Genomic DNA, 18,146 nt, shown 5'->3' on the forward strand with positions numbered 1-18,146 from the left:
CTTCGTGTCGGACCCAGCGCACGTGTGGCCCGGTGGCATGGCTCCGCCGCCGGCCGGTTGGCCCGCCCCGACGCCGACCGTGGCACCGGAGCGGCGACCGGGGGCGGTCGTGCTGGCCGCCGCCGTGCTGGGGGTGATGGCGGTCGGAGGGCTGGTCCACGCGATCGTCGGACTGGCCACGTCGAGCGGCACGGTGGAGCGGCTCCGCGCCGCAGCCGGGCAGGCCGGTGTCGACCGGTCGGAGGTCGACGAGCTTGTCGCACTGCTCTGGACCGGCGCGGGGATCGGCATGGCCGTGGCCGTCGGGGCGGCGGTGCTGCTGGTCGGTCTGGCGGTGGGCAACCTGGGTGGCCGCAACCGGGTCCGGATCGCCACCTGGGTGGTCTGCGGGCTCGGTCTGCTCTGCGGTTGCGGCACGCTGGCGGCGCTGATCGCGCAGCGGGCGATACCGCTGACCAGCGCGGAGGACACCCAGATGTCGATCGAGCTGATCCGGGCACTGAGCGGCGCGTACCCGTCCTGGTGGGTTCCGTTGACGGCTGGGCTTTCGGTGGCCCAGGCACTCGGTTACTTTGTAGTAGCAATGCTGCTGGTGCTGCCCGCGGCGAACGCCTTCTTCCGTGGGCGGACGTCCGTGCCGGTGTGGCCACCGGTGCCACCGCCGCCCAACTGGTAAGGACCTGCCCGTGTCAGCAGTGCCCGTTCCGTCCGCTGGCGGTCCGGCGCGTGCCCTGGTGACGGGTGCGACCGCGGGAATCGGCGCGGCATTCGCCCGGCGGCTTGCCGCCGACGGCATGCACCTGGTGCTGGTCTCCCGCGATCCCGACCGGTTGGCCGGATTGGCGGCGGAGTTGACCGATCGGCACCGAATCCCGGTGGACGTCCTGGCGGCCGATCTCAGCACGGACGAAGGTTGCGTGAAGGTGGAACATCGGCTCGGGGATTCGACCGAGCCGATCGAACTTCTGGTGAACAGTGCGGGTATCAGTCTGGCCCGTTCGTTCCTCAAGTCGACAGCCGAGGAAGAGTCGCGGTTGTTACGGCTGAATGTCCACGCCGTGATGCGCTTAACCCTCGCGGCCCTGGCCACGATGACCGTACGGCGGCACGGGGCAGTGATAAATGTCTCTTCGGTTGCCGGCTTCGGACCTGTAATGCCGGGCTCCACGTACTCCGCGAGCAAGGCATGGGTGACCAATTTCAGCGAGTCCGTGGGGCAGTCCACCCGCCGCCACGGCGTACGCGTGATGGCTCTCTGTCCCGGCTTCACCCGTACCGAATTCCACCAGCGGGCCGGCATCGACGTGTCTAAAATGCCCGATTGGCTGTGGCTGTCAGCTGACAACGTGGTGGCCGAGGGCCTGCGTGACCTGCGGAAAGGCAGGTCCGTCAGCGTTCCGGACTGGAAATACAAGGTGATGGCGTTCGGGCTGCAACACGCGCCGCGTGGCCTGCTACGGACCTTCGGTGGCGGCAGTCGAGCCCGGATCGGCCGCGCCGAACGTTGATCTTGTGTCTCCGGACGACGGCCGTGGATGGCCGATCGGGGGATCCCGCGATCCGGTTCACCACACCGGAATCCGAGTACGCAGCGTAGTCGCGCACCCTCAATCCTGACCATCATCGCCAGCCGCAGATCGTCGTCCGGTCGGGTCCACCCAACGGCACCCAGCCACGAGCAGTACCCTTGGGCGCCATGGGGGACCACGACGACCTGCGTAAATTCATTTCTGACCTGGCCGTAGTACACGGCCGGGTGGTGCTGTCCTCCGGTCGTGAGGCGGACTGGTACGTGGATCTGCGCCGCGTGACGCTCCATCACGCGGCGGCACCGTTGGTGGGTCGGGTGTTGCTCGACCTGACCGCAGACTGGGATTTCGAGGCGGTCGGCGGTCTGACGCTCGGCGCCGACCCGGTCGCCGCGTCCATGCTGCACGCCGCCTCGGCGACGGGGCGCCGGCTGGATGCCTTTGTGGTGCGTAAGGCCGAGAAGACGCACGGCCTGCAACGGCGGATCGAGGGCCCGGAGGTGGCCGGTCGCCGAGTGCTGGCGGTGGAGGATACTTCGACGACGGGTGGCAGTGTGCTGACCGCGGTCGAGGCGTTGCAAGAGGCTGGGGCCGAGGTTGTAGGCGTTGCGGTTATTGTTGATCGAGGCGCGGGCGACGCCGTTCGAGCGGCCGGACTGCCATACCGAGCGGCCTATACGTTGCCTGACCTCGGCCTAGTGGCCTAAAAGTTTGACGATTCGGATCTGCTGATATGCAGGCGGGTCGATGCTGCTGGTGGAAGGATGGAAAACGTGGGAACTGCGTTGGCTGAAATGACTATGCCTCAGATCTCGCCGCTTGCCGGCGAGCCGATCGAACGTGCCGACGCCGAGCGACTTGCGGGGGTCCTCAAGGCCCTCGCCGACCCCGCCCGGCTGCGGCTGCTCAGCCTGATCCAGTCGGCGCCCGAGGGCGAGGCGTGCGTGTGTGATCTCACCGCACCTCTCGGTCTCTCGCAGCCGACGGTCAGTCACCACCTGCGTATCCTCACCGAGGCCGGCTTGCTGGAGCGGGAGAAGCGCGGCGTGTGGGCGTACTACCGGCTGGTGCCGACGGCGATCGCTACGATCGCCGACCTGTTGACTCCGCCTCGTAAGCGAGCCACCAAGAAGGCTCGCTGAATCAGCGAGCGGCCCGTCTGGTGCCCGCCCCTGTCCGGGTGGCACCAGACGGACCGACGGCTGTCCGGGCGGAGTCGACCGTGCGGGGTTCGTTGGGGTGAACGACGACCTCAACGGTGACCTGCGCGCGCGGCTCGCCCGGGTCGGTCGCGATGTCGTGCGGTCCGGCCTAGTGGTGGGCTCCGGCGGGAACCTCTCCGTCCGGGTGCCCGGCACGGATTCCTGCTGGGTGACTGCGGCAGGCACGTGGCTGGACCGGCTCGACCGGTCCGACTTCGTCCTGGTCGACATCGGTGACGGCACCGTGCACACCGACGATGACTGCGGTGTGCCGACGAGTGAGTTGGCGCTGCACCTCGCCACCTACCGGGCCCGCCCGGACGTACGGGCGATCGTGCATCTGCACCCGCAGCATGCGCTGCTGCTCGACGCGCTGGGCGAACGCGTCCGGTTGGTCACCACCGATCATGCCTTCTATCTGCGTCGGGTGGTCCGGGTGCCGTTCCGGCCACCGGGTTCGGTGGAATTGGCGGAACTGGCCGCCGAGGCGGCTGCCGGCGGCACCGACTGCCTGGTGTTGAGTCGGCACGGCTGCTCGGTGCTGGCCGACAGCGTGGAGTTGGCCCACAAGCGGGCGGTCAATCTCGAAGAAGCGGCTCGGCTGACCTATCACGCCCTGGCCGCCGGTCGGCTCGACGACCTGACCGAACTGTCACCGGATCTGCTCGACCGGATCTGAGCGCGTACCGAACCTGGGATCAGGGGCGGTGCTGCTGGCTCTCCCGAGCGGCCTCGTCCAGCGCGGCCTGCTCGGCCGGGGTGGTGCCCCGACGGGCCGCCATCCGGGCCCGGAGCAGCTCGATCACGATCGGCACCACCGAGATGACCACGATCAGGATCAGGATGATCTCGATGTGTTCCTTGACGAAGTCGATCTGACCGAGGAAGTAGCCGAGCAGCGTGACTCCGGTGCCCCAGAGGACGCCGCCGATCATGTTGTAGACCACGAACGTCCGGTAGTTCATCTTGCTGACCCCGGCCACGATCGGGGTGAAGGTCCGAACGATCGGCACGAACCGGGCCAGCACGATCGACCGGGCGCCGTACTTGTCGAAGAACTCGTGCGCCTTGAGTAGATTCTCCTGCTTGAACAGGCGTGAGTTCGGGCGGCGGAACAGCGCCGGTCCGACCCGCCGACCGAACAGGTAACCCACCTGGTCACCGGCGATCGCCGCGATCGTGATCAGCAGGCAGACCAGCCAGATCGGGTACGTGAGGTACTGCCCGTCGGAGGTCAGCAGGCCGGTGGTGAACAGCAGCGAGTCACCGGGCAGGAAGAACCCGATCAGCAGCCCGGACTCGGCGAACACGATGGCCAGGATGCCGATCAGCCCGAAGGTCGAGATCAACCACTCCGGGTCCAGGAACTGAGGGCCCATGGCCAGCGTGGTGGTGGGCGTCGGCACGGGGTGACCTCCGAAAGTTTCCCGGTCGGGTAGCGACTTTCCGCGCATCGGCGGACATTCCGAGCAGGGTACGACCCTCCGCCACCGGCGGGGGCACTCCCGCAGTCTAGGCGGCGGTGACGGGCGCCCGCCCGCCGACGTCATCCCCGGCCGGCGGGCGCCCCACCCGTGCGGGTGACTTCGCTTACAACCGGGGGTCGACCGGCTCGGACTCGCAGGCCAGGATGGCGAAGACCAGCTCGTGCCGGCGCCACAGCGGGGCGCCGTCGGCCAACCGGTCGAGCGCGGCCAGCCCGAGTCCGTGCTCGCGCAGTGCCAGCCCGCGCTTGCGCCCCAGCGAGCGCTTGCGCAGCACCGCCAACTGTTCCGGCTCGGTGTACTCCGGCCCGTAGATGATCCGCAGGTACTCCCGGCCCCGGCACTTCACCCCCGGCTGGAGCAGCCGACCCCGCCCGTCGACGGCGGCCAGCCCGGCGTACGGCTTGACCACCATGCCCTCGCCCCCGGCGGCGGTCAGCGCCAACCACCACTCGGTGGCCTCGCGCACGGCCACCTCGTCGGCGAGGTCGACCACCCGGCGCCGGGTGGGGGTGAACAACACCGGGTCGGCGTCGTGCAGCCGGTCGGCCATCGCCAGGTGCCAGCCGTGGTCCCGACCGGTGTGCGTCGCCCCGGCACTGGCCAGCAGCGCGAACGGCGCGAGGGTCACCCCGTCGAGGCCGTCCGACGGGCGTACGTAGGCCCGGTAGGCGTCGGTGTAGCGGGCCAGGTCGGCCGCCCGGCCAGCCATCCGCTCACGCAGGTCGGCCAGGGGCAGGCCACGAGCGGCACCGGCGTCCAGCGCGTCGAGCACCGCCGGCAACACCGCCCCGCCGGCCGCGCCGACACTCGCGTACTGCTCCCGGATCAGGCCGGTCGCCTTCGCCGACCAGGGCAGCAGCTCGGTGTCGAGGAGCAGCCAGTCGGTGTCCAACTCGGCCCAGAGCCCGGCGGCGGTGGCCGCCGCCCGCACCTTCGCCAGCAGGTCCCCGTCCAGCGGCGCGCCGAAGAACGGCCGACCGGTACGGGTGTAGACCGCACCACCCGCCGGACCGAACCGGTTGTCGTCGGCCAGTCGGCAGACCAGCACCACCGCGCGGGAGCCCATGTGCTTCTCCTCGCAGACGACCCGGTCGACGCCGGCCGCCCGGTAGTCGCCGAACGCCTGCGCCGGGTGCTCCAGGAACCCGTCCACCTCCGCGGTCGAGCAGGGTGCCATGGTCGGCGGCAGCCACGGCAGGGCGCGCGGGTCCACCGCGAACCGGCTCATCACCTCCAGTGCGGCGGCGGCCTGTTCGGCGTCGACGGTCAGGGTGCCGTACCCGTAGTCGAGGTGCCGGCGCCCGGTCACGTCACCCAGGTCGAGCGTGCCCTCGGCCCGGTCCGGCTCCGCCGCCGGCACGCTGACCAGGGGCCGGGCCGGGGCGTAGTACTCCTTCGCGGCCGGCACCGAGACCAGTTCCCGTTCCGGGTACCGCAACGCGGTCAGGGTGCCACCGAAGACGCAGCCGGTGTCGATGCAGATGGTGTTGTTGACCCATTCCGGGGTCGGGGTCGGGGTGTGGCCGTAGACGACCATCGCCGAACCCCGGTAGTCACGGGCCCACGGGTAGCGCACCGGCAGGCCGTACTCGTCGGTTTCGCCGGTCGTCTCGCCGAAGAGCGCGAACGCCCGTACCCGTCCGGAAGCCCGGCCCTGGTACTCCTCCTTGAGCCCGGCGTGCGCGACCACCAGCCGGCCGCCGTCGAGCAGGTAGTGGCTGACCAGGCCGTCGATGAACGCGGCGGCCTCGGCGACGAACGTCGGCTCCTCGTGTTCGAGCTGCGCCAGCGTCTCGGCGAGGCCGTGGCTGACCTGCACGTTGCGCCCGCGCAGCTTGCGCAGCAGCTTCTGTTCGTGGTTACCCGGCACGCAGATCGCGTGCCCGGCCGCCACCATGCCCATCACCAGGCGGAGCACACCGGGCGAGTCCGGGCCGCGGTCGACCAGGTCACCGACGAAAACGGCGGTACGCCCGTCCGGGTGCGTCGCGTCGAGCGGCCGCCCGTCCGGGTCCCGGTGCAGCGCCCAGCCGAGCCGTTCCAGCAGCGCCTCCAGTTCGAGCCGGCACCCGTGCACGTCGCCGACGATGTCGAACGGGCCGGTCACCTCCTTGCGGTCGTTGAACATCCGCTCGTACCGGATGGTGGCGGCGTCGATCTCCTCGATCCCGCGCAGGACGTGCACCTTGCGGAAGCCCTCGCGGGTCAGCTGGCCGATCGAGCGGCGCAGGTCGCGCTGCATCCGACCGAGCACCTGCCGGCCGAAGGTCCGGTCGGTCCGGGCCTGGGTCCGTTCCCAGCAGAGCGGCTCCGGTGCGTCGAGCACCACCGCCACCGGCAGGACGTCGTGCTCACGGGCCACCCGGACCAGGCCGGCGCGGGCGTGCGACTGGAGGTTGGTCGCGTCGACCACGGTCAGCCGGCCGGCCCGCAGTCGCTTGCCGGCGACGTAGTGCAGCACGTCGAACGCCTCGGCGGAGGCGGACTGGTCGTTCTCGTCGTCGGCGACCATCGCCCGGAACGCGTCCGAGGAGAGCACCTGGGTGGGCGCGAAGTGCCGGCGGGCGAACGTCGACTTGCCCGAGCCGGAGATGCCGACCAGGGCGACCAGGGCCAGTTCGGGGATGTCGAGGGCGGTCATGCGGACTCCTGGATCGCGGCGACGGTGGAGCGGGTGAAGACGGCCAGCTGGGTGGGGGCGCCGACGTCCGGGTCGTCGTCACCGACGCCAGTGATCGTCGCGGTGTAGCCGTACGCGGTGGCGACCCGGCTCACCCAGTCGGCGAACTCGGCCCGGTTCCATTCGAACCGGTGATCGTCGTGTCGCATCGCACCGGCAGCCAGACCCTCGTACCGGACGTTGTACTCGGAGTTCGGGGTGGTCACCACGACCGTGGTCGGCTGGGCGTGCCCGAAGACCGCACCCTGAAGCGCCGGCAGCCGGGGCGGGTCGAGATGCTCGACGACCTCCATCAGCACGGCCGCGTCGTACCCGCGCAGTCGGTCGTCGCGGTAGGTCAGCGCCGATTGCCACAGCTTGATCCGGTCCCGCTGCCGCTGCGGCAGCCGCTCCAGCCGCAGCCGGCGTTCCGCCATCGCCAGCGCCCGGTGCGCCACGTCGGTGCCGACGATCTCGGTGTAGCGCCGGTCGGAGATCAGGTCGGCCAACAGCGCACCGCCACCACAACCGAGGTCGAGTACGCGGGCCGCCCCCGCCTGCTTCAGCGCCGCCAGTACGGCCGCCCGGCGGCGTACGGCCAGTGGCTGGTTTCGTGCCCCGGCGGGCAGGTTGGCGTCCTCGTCGGTGCCCCGGTCCTCGGCGGTGTCGACGGTGTCCGGGTCGGCGTTGTCGTCGATCAGCCGCAGCTCGGCGAGCCGGGCCAGGGCCGTTCCGGCCAGTGCCCGGCGGTGGGCCAGGTAGCGGCGGGTGATCAGGCCCCGCTCGGGGTGTCGGGCGAGCCAGCCCTCCCCGGCCCGGAGCAGCTTGTCGATCTCGTCCGGGGCCACCCAGTAGTGCTTGGCGTCGTCCAGCACCGGCAGCAGCACGTAGAGCTGGTTCAGCGCGTCGGCCACCCGCAGCGTGCCGCGCAGGGTGAGGGCGACGTACCGGCTGTCGCCCCAGTCGGGACGGGTCGAGTCGAGCGGGATCGGGTCGGCGGTGACGGTCCAGCCGAGCGGGGCGAACAGCAGCTCCGCCAACTCCGCCCCGCCCCGGCAGCGCAGCACCGGCACGCCGATCTCCAGCGGGATCGGGGTGGCGGCCAGCTCCGGTCGGTCCTTCGAGTTGCCGTGCAGGGCGGAGCGGAACACCTTGGCCAGGGCCGAGGAGAGCAGGCTCGACGCCGCGTACGGGCGGTCGTTGACGTACTGGCCGAGGGTGAAGCCCTCGGGGGTGCTGCCGGTGCCCCGGCCACGGCCCCGCCCCCGCGCGGCGGTCAGCCGCAGCGGGTCGACGTCGAGCAGCAACGCGGCGGTGCACCGGTCCTCGTCCGCCTGTGGGTAGAACACGTGCGCCGTGCCCGTCGGCACGTCGAACGAATGCTGCCGGTCCGGGTGCTTGACCAGGAGGTAGCCGAGATCGGTCGCGGGCCGGTGGGTGGTGGTGAAGGTGAGCAGCACATCAGGAATGATCTCAGCCAGCACCGGTCCCGTCGCCCGAATTCGCTCGGAACGGGTACGTGCGGCGAGTACGGGGGCCCGGCGATGGTGAGCCGGCAGAGTTGATGAAACCGTCACCGGGAAAATTGCAGCCTTTCCCGGGTCTCGACTCGTCAATACTTATGGCAGTGCGACGCGACAGGGAATCCGGACGGTGACGATGCGGGCTCGCAGGGGCAGCGACTCGGGCGGGGACGACAAGCGGAAATCGAAGCGGTCGGGGCAGTCGAAACGACCAAAGCAGGCAACACAATCGGGGCGGTCGAAGCGGACACCGCAATCGAAGCGGCGGCCGGTCGCCCCCGGAGTCGCCGCGACAACCAATGGCTCCGATGTGGACATCACGACGGTCGACTCGGCGGTGGGCGCCGAACCGGTCGATTCCGGGACGGACGCGGTGGTCGATTCCGGGACGGACGCGGTGGTCGATTCCGGGACGGACGCGACGGTTGATTCCGGGACGGACGCGGTGGTCGGTCGCGGTTCCGGTCGGGCCGGACGACGGCGGACTCCGTTGTGGACGAAGGTGCTGGTCGCCACGGGATCCCTGCTGCTCGTGATGAGCGGTGGGGCGTACGCGCTCACCCAGGTCGCGATCGACAAGGCGACGTCGAAGATCACCCAGGCCACCCTGCTCGACGGCGAGGCGGTGGCGGTGCCGGTGGAGACCCCCGGCCCGACCGGGAAGAAGATCGAGGGGCCGCTCAACCTGCTCCTGGTCGGGATCGACGTCCGACCGGACTGGGACGCCGGTGCCCGGTCCGACACGATCATGATCGTGCACATCCCGGCCAGCCACGACCAGGCGTACCTGATCTCGATCCCCCGGGACTGGCGGGTGCCGATTCCGGCGAACCCGGAGACCAACTACCGGGGCGGCACCGACAAGATCAACGCGGCCTTCGAGTTCGGCTACCGGGGCGGGGGTACGGAGATCGAGAAGCGGGCCCGTGGCTTCAAGCTGCTCGCCCGGACCCTCAACAAGCAGACCGGCATCACCTTCAACGGTGCCGCGTTGATCGACTTCCAGGGCTTCCAGGCGGTCATCCGGGCCCTGGGTGGCGTCGACATGTGCATCGACCAGCGCGCCTCCTCGATCCACTACGCGTACGACCGGAACGGCAAGATCGTGCCGATCAAGTTCGACGAGGCGTCGCGCAGGGTCTTCGACCTACCGCCGGGCGGAAAGGTCGTCGTGCACGAGGTCGGCTGTCGGCCGATGTCGGCCGAACTCGCCCTCGACTACGCCCGGATCCGGTACGGCCTGCCGAAGACCGACTACGACCGGCAGCGCCACCAGCAGCAGCTGATCAAAGCCATCGTCAAGAAGGCGACCAGCGCGGGTGTGCTCACCGATCTCGGCAAGATCAATCGAGTGATCACCGCCGCCGGCAAGGCGTTCATCCTCGACACCCAGGGCGTCTCCATCACGGACTTCCTGTTCACCCTGAGGGGTGTCGCCGCCAACGACATGGTCGTACTCAAGACGAACCAGGGCAACTTCGCCGAATTGAAGATCAACGGCATTTCGTACCAGAAGCTGACCACCGAGTCGATGGACATGCTCCGTGCCGCGCGCGACGGCAAGCTCGGCGAGTTCGTCCGCACCCATCCGGGGGTGGTCGCGTCGAAGGACGAGGGACCCGGTACGGATCAGACCCCGCCGCCGACCGGTAAGGCCACGGTCACCGGTAATCGTCCTCCGGACCGATGATCCGGGCCTGCTCCAGGGCGTCCCACTCGTTCACCTCGATGCCCCGGAGCAACTGCTCGGAGTCGGTCGCCGACGGTGGACCGTCATCGGTCGGGTCCGCGGCGGATGCCTGCTCGACAGCGTCGTCGGCGGGCGCCTCCGGGTCCCGTTCCTCCGGGTCGAGGTGATCGCCGGGGGCGAACTCCTCGCCCCGGACGAAGTCGTCGTCGGGCTGGGTCATCGTCGCCTCCTCCGGTCCGCGGTGCTGTTTTCACCGTACGGGTTGGCCTGCGGGTCCGCCGGGTACGTGCCGGCAAACGCGAGCCCCTTCGGGTGAAGCCCGGCCCGGTGGCGGCGCCAGTCGGACGGAATGGCACCCCACCGGGCGGCGGCAATGACACGATGTGCCGGTGGGCTACCTGATCCGGCTGGTGATCACGGCGGTCGCGCTGTGGGTCACCACGCTGCTGGTGCCCGGCATCGACGTGTCCGGCCGGTCGGGCACGGAGAACGCGCTGACGCTGCTGATCGTGGCGGTGATCTTCGGCGTGGTCAACATGGTGCTGAAGCCGATCATCCGCGTGGTCGGCTGCGTGTTCTACATCCTCACCCTGGGCCTGTTCGCCCTGGTGGTGAACGCGCTGCTGTTCCTGCTGACCGACTGGATCGCCGGCGAGTTCGACCTGCCGTTCCACGTGAACGGCTTCGGGGCGGCCTTCTGGGGAGGCATCGTGGTGGCGGTGGTGAGCTGGTTGATCAGCCTGTTCGTACCGGACCGACTGGAGGGCCGGTGAGCCGTTCCGGTCCGCGGTGAGCGGGGCGATCCGGGTCGGTTGTGTCGGCAAGGGCGCCCTGCGGGATACTGCCCGCGAAGGACAGCGCGGTCCGGCGCGTACACGTGAGACAGCGGCCGTTGCGGCCGAAGTGGTTAGTAAGGAGCGTTTCGACATGCCCATTGCTTCCCCCGAGGTCTACGCGGAGATGCTGGACCGCGCCAAGGCGGGCAGGTTCGCATACCCCGCGATCAACGTGACGTCCTCGCAGACTCTGAACGCCGCGCTGCGCGGATTCGCCGACGCCGAGAGCGACGGCATCATCCAGGTCTCCACCGGCGGCGCCGAATACCTCTCCGGCCCCTCGGTCAAGGACATGGTCACCGGCTCGGTCGCCTTCGCGCTGTTCGCCACCGAGGTCGCCAAGAAGTACGGCGTGAACATCGCGCTGCACACCGACCACTGCCCCAAGAACAAGCTCGACGGGTTCGTCCGCCCGCTGATGGCGCTCTCCAAGGAGCGGGTGGCCCGTGGTGAGGCCCCGCTGTTCCAGTCGCACATGTGGGACGGCTCGGCCGTACCGGTGGCGGAGAACCTGGAGATCGCCGCCGGCCTGCTCGACGACGCCGCTGCCGCGCACGTCGTCCTCGAAATCGAGGTCGGCGTCGTCGGCGGCGAGGAGGACGGGGTCGAGGGCGCGATCGACGACAAGCTCTACACCACCGTCTCCGACGGTCTCCAGATGGTGGAGGCGCTCGGGCTGGGCGAGAAGGGCCGCTACATGGCGGCGCTGACCTTCGGCAACGTGCACGGCGTCTACAAGCCGGGCAACGTCAAGCTCCGGCCGGAGATCCTCAACGAGATCCAGCAGGCGGTCGGCGCCAAGTACGGCAAGGACAAGCCGCTCAGCCTGGTCTTCCACGGCGGCTCCGGCTCGCTGCTGGAGGAGATCCGGGAGGCGCTGGACTACGGCGTGGTGAAGATGAACATCGACACCGACACCCAGTACGCGTTCAGCCGCCCGGTCGCCGACCACATGTTCCGCAACTACGACGGCGTACTCAAGGTGGACGGCGAGGTCGGCAACAAGAAGATGTACGACCCTCGCGTCTGGGGCAAGGCGGCCGAGTCCGGTCTCGCCCAGCGGGTGGTCGAGGCGTGCGAGCACCTGCGCTCCACCGGCACCACCCTCGCCCGCTGACCCGTTTCCGCTGATCGAACGCTGACGGCCGGTCCCCGATGACGGGGACCGGCCGTTTCGCGTACCGGTCAGTCGTGGACGAGCAGCCGTACCGCCTCGTGCACGTCGTCGGTCACGTGGATCGAGCCGGTCAGGTCGCCGAACGGGGTGAGCGCGAACAGCGGCCGCAGCAGCGACTCGATCGGCAGCGTCTCGGTCCAGAAGGCCCGGTCGAGGAAGACGTACGCACCGCTGGATCCGTCGGTGCCGTAGAACGTCTTCGTCGCCGCCTGGAACACCTCCTGCACCGTCCCGGCCCGGCCGGCGGCGAAGACGATCCCGCCCCGGGCGAGTCGGAGCAGGGTGTCCTCGCGGATGGCGTTCGAGAAGTACTTGGCGATCCGGCCCGCGAACAGGTTCGCCGGCTCGTGCCCGTACAGCCAGGTGGGGATGGAGAGGCCACCGCGCCGCGCCCAGCCGACGGTGTCGGCCACGACGGACCGCTCGCCGTCGCGCTGCGTCGGCGCGGTCCCGGCGGCCGGCGGCGATTCGCCTCCGGCCGGTGCCGCGCCGAGCCTGGTGGTCGAGCCGGGCCCGTCCGGATCCGGGCCGAACTCGGCCCGGACCCGCAGCGCGGCGGCCGTGTAGCGGTCGTGGTCGGTGAAGTCGGGCGCGGCGGCGAGCAGGTCGATGGCCGCCGCCAGTTCCTCCGGGGTACGGCCGGAGAGGTACGCGCCGAGGTTCGCCGCCTCCATCACACCCGGCCCGCCACCGGTCACCACCAGCCGGTCCGCCCGCGCCAACTCCCAGCCCAGTGTCGCCGCCAACCGGTACGCCGACGTCCCGCGCGGTACGGCGTGCCCGCCCATCACCCCGATCACCGAACCGGGACCGTGGATGGCCAGCCAGCTGCGGGTGGCGTCGGCGAGCGCGTTGTCGACTCCGTGGTCGTGCATCCGCTGGGCCAGCGCCTCCCGGACCGGCGGCAACGCCCCGCCATGGGTCCGGAAGTGCTCGTAGACCACCGAGTCGAACATCCCGGCGAAGCCCCCGGTGCCGAACCCGGCGACCAGGTCGTCCGGGGTGTAGAGCCGGGGCGGCTGGGTCGAGTACGGCAGGTCGGCGAAGGGCGGCAGCAGGTGCGCGCCGCGCCGGATCAGGTCCGCCTCGACCTGCCGGTCGGCGAACCGGCAGCCGATGAAGAGGGCGCCGGTCAGCTCGACGGCGGCGAGGTCGGGCACCGGGTCGAGATCCAACCGCAGCCCCTGCACGGTCAGCCCGGCCAGGCTGCCGGCGGAGAGGTGACGGTCGAGTTCGGCGCGGGACTCGATCTCGGACTCCGTGGTGTCGTCCGGTTCGAGCAGGTGGGTCGAGGGTGGTGTGGGCACGTCCGCCATCCTCCTCCGCCCCGGCAACCATCGCCCACGGGCCGGCCGACGTCGGGTCCCGCCGGACGTGGTTTCGCCGGACGCCGGCCCGGACGGGACGCCGTCCCGACGGCGAGAGCCCGGTGACCGAGGTCACCGGGCTCTCCTTACCGGGTCCTGGGGAGGCTCCGGACCTCTATTTCTAGTCGAGTCGACCATTCCCCGCACCGGCCGCACGCGTGACCGAAGCCTCAGCCTTTCAGCCAGGCCGAAAGGCATCCCGCCTCGCCACCGCCCAGGTCGGGCAGGTTCAATGGGCCGATGCAGAGTCTGTTGCCCGAACCGCCGGCCACCCTCCTCCCCGGCGACGACGCGGCCGAGGCGGCCCTCGCCGAGGCCATCGAGGCCGACACCGACGAGGCGTACGCCTCGGCCGCCGCGCGCTTCCCGACCTCCAGCGCCGCCTGGGGCGCACTGGCCTCGCGGGCGCTCGCGTCCGGGCAGGTCGTCACCGCGTACGCGTACGCGCGTACCGGGTATCACCGGGGGCTGGACCAGCTCCGCCGCAACGGCTGGAAGGGGCACGGCCCGGTGCCCTGGTCGCACGGCCCCAACCAGGGGTTCCTGCGCTGCCTGCACGTGCTGTCCCGGGCTGCCGGTGAGATCGGCGAGTCGGACGAGGCGGCCCGGTGCGCGCAGTTCCTGCGCGACTGCGACCCCGAGGCCGGGGACGCCCTCGCCGGCTCCTGAGCCGCCGCCCACCCGCCGCCGGGCTCGCTCGACGGTTCCGCTCCCCGCCCCGGTCGTGCCGGGGCGGGGAGAACCCGCCAGCGTCGTGGCGAGGCTGTCAGAGGCCCTCGGCCACCGCGGCGGCGATCTTCAACCAGGCGTCCCGGCTGGCGGCGGAGAGCTGCCCGTACCGGATCGGTTCGCCGGTGTCGATCAACCGCTCGTACGGCGCCAGCAGCACCGCCCTGGTCCGGGCGGCGAAGTGCCGCTGGATCGCGGGCAGGTCGATCTCCTTGCGCGACGGTGGCATCGACACCACCGTCACCGCCTGCCGGACCAGCCGCTGCCGGCCGCTCTGCTCTAGGTGGTCGAGCATCCGGGCGGCGGTCTCGGCGGAGTCGTTCCGCGCGGACATGGTGATCAGGAGCTGGTCGGTGGCGTCGATGGCGGCCTGCCAGTTCTGCGCGCGTACGTTGTTGCCGGTGTCCACGAAGATCAACTTGTAGAACCGGCTGACCACCTCACGGATCTCCGCGAAGGCGGTCGCGGTCAGCATCTCGCCACCGGTCGCCGACTCGTCCGAGGCGAGTACGTCGAACATCCCCTCGCCCTGCGACCGGACGTACTGCGACAGGTCACCGATCCGCCCGTGCGACGCCTGGAACTGCCCCAGGTCACGCAGCATGTCCCGGACCGTACGGGAGTGGAAGTCCTGCTGCGCACGCATCCCGAGGGTGCCCTGCGTCTCGTTGTTGTCCCAGGCCAGCACGTATCCACCGCGCTTCTGACCGAAGGTCATCGCGAGCAGCAGGATGGCCACCGTCTTGCCCGCCCCGCCCTTCGGGTTGACCACGGTCACCTGGCGCAGCCCACCGAAGTTCCGGCGCACCATCTCGATGTCCTGCCGGATCTCCTGCTCGTGCCGTCCCGGTGAGAGCCGGACCAGCCCGAGCGTGGTCTTGTTGACCGCCGCCCGTACGCCCATCGTGGCGACCGGGTCGGCCGGCCGGCTCGCCCGGCGCCGGGCGAACTCCTCGGCGGTGGGGGTCGACGAGTCCGGCGTCCAGGCCGGCTCGGGGTACGCCGTCGCTGGCGGCATCCTGGTCACCCCGGCCGCCTCCCGGTACGGCTGCTGCGACACCTCGGCCACCCCGGGATACACCTCGGCCCCCGGCTGCCGCCCACCCACCGGCGGGTACGGCACCGGCTGCCCCGGCCCAGCCGTATACCCCGGCCCTCCGGTCGGCCCCGGATAGCTCCCGCCGGCCTGGCCATGCTCGGCCGCTGGATGCTGCTGCCCGGCGTATCCCGGCTGGCTGTCGTAACCCGGCTGGCTGCCGTATCCCTGCTGGCTGCTGTGGCCCGGCTGGCTGCTGTAGCCCGGCTGGCCGGAATGGCCCTGCTGGCTGCTGTGGCCCGGCTGGCCGGGGTGGCCCGGCTGGGCTGGCATCGGGTGGTGCTGGCCGGCGTGACCGGGCTCCACCGGTACGGGGTGATCCCCGCCGGTCGGGTAGCCGTGGCCGGACGGGGGAATCCGGTCGGACGACGTCGATGGCTGGGCCGGTCCGGCTGGCGTCGTGGCCGGGTACCCGGCTCCGCCCGGCACCGCTGCCGCTCCCCGTGGCACCGGCGCCGTTCGCTGCACCGCCGCTGTTCCGTGTGCCGCCGATGCCGCCGCTGGTCCCGGTGCTGCCGGTGCGGCTCCTTGCGCGGCCGTTGCTCCGTGTGCCGCCGGTGCCGGCGCTGGTTCCTGTGTTGCCGGTGCCGCTACTCGCGCTGCGGCTGCCGGTTCCCGTGGTGCCGGGGACGGCGGTGCCGGGCGGTCGGTGCCGGGTTCGGTTACCGCTGGCGGTGCCGCCGGATGGTCGACGGCGGGGCGCTGTGGTGGCTGCGCCCAGGGCGACTCGGGAGCAGTCACCCGACCGGTCCGGCTTCCGGTGCCCGGTGTCCCGTCCGTCGTACCGGTCGAGGCCTCGGGGCCACCGGCAAACAGGGTGTCGATGGTGAACGGGTCGTCGAGGCGTACCGAGGGGATCGCTGGTCCGGGTGCCGTACGCCGGTTCAGGGTGCCGCCGGTCGGAGCCCAGGGATCCGGCGGTGACTGGTGGGGCGCGGGTGGGACCGGGGTCGAGTCATCACCGGCTCGGGTCGGTTGACCCGCCGGTCGCCCGGCGGCCGCGCTCGTGATCAGCGGCCAGGCCCGGGTGGGCTGCTCGACCGCCGCCCGCGTCTGTTCCGTCGCACCCCCGGTCGAGACGCGCCCACCCGACCCATCCCCTTCCGCTCCCGTCCCGCCTGCTCCCGTCCCGCCTGCTCCCGTCCCGCCTGCTCCCGTCCCGGTCGCTCCGGGGCCGGACGCCAGGGAGGTGCTTGTTCCGGGGCCGGTCGCTCCGGAGATGGTTGTTCCGGGGCCGGTTGTTCCGGGGGTGGCGGTGGTCTCCGGGGTGAGGGGGAGCGGCGGCGGGGCAGGTGGTGTCGACGGCACGGGCGGCACCGGCGCGACCTGGGTCAGCGCCAGCACCGTCGGTGGCATCGCGGGAGGTGGTGCCGCTGGTGGCATCGCGGGAGGTGGTGCCGCTGGTGGCACCGTCGGACGGGGCGGCTCGGGGGAGGGGACCGGACCGCCGCCCCAGGCGACGTCCGCGCCGACCCCCGGAAGCTGCGACGGGCTGCCGATGCCCGACCCCGCGTGGGTCCCCGGTGCGCCGCCGCCGGGCGGTGGCGGTTCGGCGACGATCTCGTCCGGCGGCCAGAACGGCTCCACGTCACGGGGCGCCGCCCCCTGGCCCGGCCCGCGGAACTGGTCCGGTTGGTCGTCCACCACGGCTAACTCCCCCCTGCTCCGCCCGAGGATATGCCCGCCGGGCGGGATCAGCCGGGCACCGAGCCCGGCTGTCGGCCGACGTACGCGGTCAGCGGGCGTACACCGCCCATGCTCCTGGCTCGATCCACCAGGACCGTTTGCGGCTCAGGTCCCCGCTCACGCCGTCGTCCACGTACGGCAGGTCACCGTCACGGGGGACGACGGCGACCGCGCGTCCCCGGGCGCGGCGGACCTCGATGCGTACCTTCTTGCGTCCCCAACGGCTACCGGTGAGCACCGGGACCGCCACCGCGACCTCGATTGTCCCGCTGGCCGGGTCCGCCTCGGTCAGCAGCGGCAGCCCGGCGAGTTCGGAGTACCCGCGCCCGTTGCCGATCGCGCAGGCCAGCACCGGGTCGTCGCCTCCGGTGAGGATGGTGTCGTCCACCTCGACCCGACCACGCCAGGGGATGGTCCGGCCCTCCTCGTCGCCACCGCCGAGCAGCACCCCGTCCAGGGTGACCGAGCCGCCGTCGTTGCGGAGCAGGTCGAGTCGGCGGACCGGGCCGTCGAGCAGCGCGGCGGCGACCTCGGCCGGATCGCGGGGCAGCCCGAGTTGGGCGACCAGGTCGACGGGTGCCCCGGCGCCCGCGCCGGACGTCCCGGCCGGGTCGAGCGGGAGCAGGCCGATCGCCGGCAGGTCCGGCACGGTCCGGTTGCCGGCGAGGTCGGCTGGGCGGCGGCTGGGCGGCGGGGCGTACCGACGGACCATGCGGCGGATTACAGCGCGTAACTGGCCGTCACTCGCGGTGGCGATGATCAGGCGGGTCTTGCTGTCCCCGTCCGGCCAGGTGAGGCCGTCCGGGCGGGTCGGGCCGTCCAGTCGGGCCAGCACCTCGTCGATCTCCGCGTCCGATCCGGCGGTGATCATCTCCACTCGGGCACCCCGGGCGGTGAGCGCGTCCGCGCAGTTCAGAACCGGTACCCGAGGGGTATCGGTGCAGCTGTCGGCGGCACCCTCGGTGCTCGTACCGCAGCATCCGTCGCCGCCTGCGCAGCCGCCGGAACCGTCCCGGCCCGACCCGAGGGTGAGCAGCACCACGTCGTACACGGGCGGTGGCCTCCTGCCTGTCTCCCCGGCCACTACCGGCGGGGCTGTCACTTCTTGTTAATCTGACACCTCGGGCTCGCCACGCGGTCGCCGACCTGGCACCCGAGCCCCTCG

At 71.3% G+C, this 18,146-nt stretch carries 16 protein-coding genes; 9 read left to right on the forward strand and 7 right to left on the reverse strand.

Going from position 1 to position 18,146, the window contains the following annotated elements; genetic code table 11:
- Positions 1–4 precede the first annotated feature (4 nt).
- The 5 genes from ACZ6QQ_RS01710 (at position 5) to ACZ6QQ_RS01730 (ending at position 3,410) form a co-directional block, all read left to right on the forward strand.
- On the forward strand, positions 5–676 hold the full coding sequence (locus ACZ6QQ_RS01710; protein WP_465873451.1) for a hypothetical protein: 672 nt from the start codon (positions 5–7) through the stop codon (positions 674–676).
- Positions 677–695: 19 nt separating this feature from the next.
- Entirely contained in the window at positions 696–1,508 is an 813-nt protein-coding gene (locus ACZ6QQ_RS01715) for an SDR family NAD(P)-dependent oxidoreductase (protein ID WP_465873774.1), read from the forward strand.
- 188 nt (positions 1,509–1,696) lie between these two features.
- Positions 1,697–2,236, forward strand: a complete 540-nt coding sequence (gene pyrE, locus ACZ6QQ_RS01720) for an orotate phosphoribosyltransferase (RefSeq protein ID WP_465873453.1) — start codon at positions 1,697–1,699, stop codon at positions 2,234–2,236.
- Between the two features lie 57 nt (positions 2,237–2,293).
- Complete coding sequence (locus ACZ6QQ_RS01725) at positions 2,294–2,671, forward strand: ArsR/SmtB family transcription factor (protein ID WP_076468717.1); 378 nt, start codon at positions 2,294–2,296, stop codon at positions 2,669–2,671.
- Positions 2,672–2,768: 97 nt separating this feature from the next.
- Positions 2,769–3,410 carry a class II aldolase/adducin family protein gene (locus tag ACZ6QQ_RS01730; RefSeq protein ID WP_465873455.1) on the forward strand — a complete coding sequence of 214 codons (642 nt, stop codon included), beginning with the start codon at positions 2,769–2,771 and terminating at the stop codon, positions 3,408–3,410.
- A gap of 19 nt (positions 3,411–3,429) precedes the next feature.
- Here ACZ6QQ_RS01730 and ACZ6QQ_RS01735 read toward each other — a convergent pair whose 3' ends face one another.
- The 3 genes from ACZ6QQ_RS01735 to ACZ6QQ_RS01745 all read right to left on the reverse strand — a co-directional run bounded on the left by ACZ6QQ_RS01735 (position 3,430) and on the right by ACZ6QQ_RS01745 (position 8,337).
- Positions 3,430–4,137, reverse strand: coding sequence for a DedA family protein (locus ACZ6QQ_RS01735; protein ID WP_465873457.1), 708 nt, complete (start codon positions 4,135–4,137; stop codon positions 3,430–3,432).
- A gap of 184 nt (positions 4,138–4,321) precedes the next feature.
- Complete coding sequence (locus tag ACZ6QQ_RS01740) at positions 4,322–6,859, reverse strand: polynucleotide kinase-phosphatase (RefSeq protein WP_465873459.1); 2,538 nt, start codon at positions 6,857–6,859, stop codon at positions 4,322–4,324.
- Entirely contained in the window at positions 6,856–8,337 is a 1,482-nt protein-coding gene (locus tag ACZ6QQ_RS01745) for a 3' terminal RNA ribose 2'-O-methyltransferase Hen1 (protein ID WP_465873776.1), read from the reverse strand. The genes ACZ6QQ_RS01740 and ACZ6QQ_RS01745 overlap by 4 nt, the downstream gene beginning before the upstream one ends.
- 373 nt (positions 8,338–8,710) lie before the next feature.
- Between ACZ6QQ_RS01745 and ACZ6QQ_RS01750 the strand changes: the two genes are divergently transcribed.
- Positions 8,711–10,090, forward strand: coding sequence for an LCP family protein (locus tag ACZ6QQ_RS01750; protein WP_465873460.1), 1,380 nt, complete (start codon positions 8,711–8,713; stop codon positions 10,088–10,090).
- On the opposite strand, the gene ACZ6QQ_RS01755 is transcribed toward ACZ6QQ_RS01750, so the two are convergent.
- Positions 10,062–10,310, reverse strand: a complete 249-nt coding sequence (locus ACZ6QQ_RS01755; RefSeq protein WP_465873462.1) for a hypothetical protein — start codon at positions 10,308–10,310, stop codon at positions 10,062–10,064. The two genes, ACZ6QQ_RS01750 and ACZ6QQ_RS01755, sit on opposite strands and share 29 nt — an antisense overlap.
- A 169-nt stretch (positions 10,311–10,479) precedes the next feature.
- On the opposite strand from ACZ6QQ_RS01755, the gene ACZ6QQ_RS01760 reads away from it, so the two are divergent.
- Together ACZ6QQ_RS01760 and fbaA are read left to right on the forward strand one after the other, a co-directional pair.
- Entirely contained in the window at positions 10,480–10,863 is a 384-nt protein-coding gene (locus ACZ6QQ_RS01760) for a phage holin family protein (RefSeq protein ID WP_465873463.1), read from the forward strand.
- A 154-nt stretch (positions 10,864–11,017) separates the two neighbouring features.
- A complete protein-coding gene (gene fbaA / locus ACZ6QQ_RS01765; RefSeq protein ID WP_465873464.1) occupies positions 11,018–12,043 on the forward strand; it encodes a class II fructose-bisphosphate aldolase in 1,026 nt (341 codons plus the stop codon).
- 68 nt (positions 12,044–12,111) lie between these two features.
- Here fbaA and ACZ6QQ_RS01770 read toward each other — a convergent pair whose 3' ends face one another.
- Positions 12,112–13,419 (reverse strand): LOG family protein, encoded by a 1,308-nt coding sequence (locus ACZ6QQ_RS01770; protein WP_465873466.1) that lies wholly within the window; start codon positions 13,417–13,419, stop codon positions 12,112–12,114.
- A 291-nt stretch (positions 13,420–13,710) separates the two neighbouring features.
- Here ACZ6QQ_RS01770 and ACZ6QQ_RS01775 point away from each other — a divergent pair, with 291 nt between their 5' ends.
- Positions 13,711–14,139: a DUF3151 domain-containing protein gene (locus ACZ6QQ_RS01775; RefSeq protein ID WP_465873467.1), complete on the forward strand. Its 429-nt coding sequence runs from the start codon at positions 13,711–13,713 to the stop codon at positions 14,137–14,139.
- A gap of 97 nt (positions 14,140–14,236) precedes the next feature.
- Here the strand turns inward: ACZ6QQ_RS01775 and ACZ6QQ_RS01780 are convergent, their stop codons facing one another.
- Entirely contained in the window at positions 14,237–16,183 is a 1,947-nt protein-coding gene (locus tag ACZ6QQ_RS01780) for a MinD/ParA family ATP-binding protein (RefSeq protein WP_465873777.1), read from the reverse strand.
- Between the two features lie 847 nt (positions 16,184–17,030).
- Positions 17,031–18,032: a diacylglycerol kinase family protein gene (locus tag ACZ6QQ_RS01785; protein WP_465873468.1), complete on the reverse strand. Its 1,002-nt coding sequence runs from the start codon at positions 18,030–18,032 to the stop codon at positions 17,031–17,033.
- Positions 18,033–18,146 lie beyond the last annotated feature (114 nt).

The organism is Micromonospora sp. NPDC049529, from assembly GCF_055586685.1.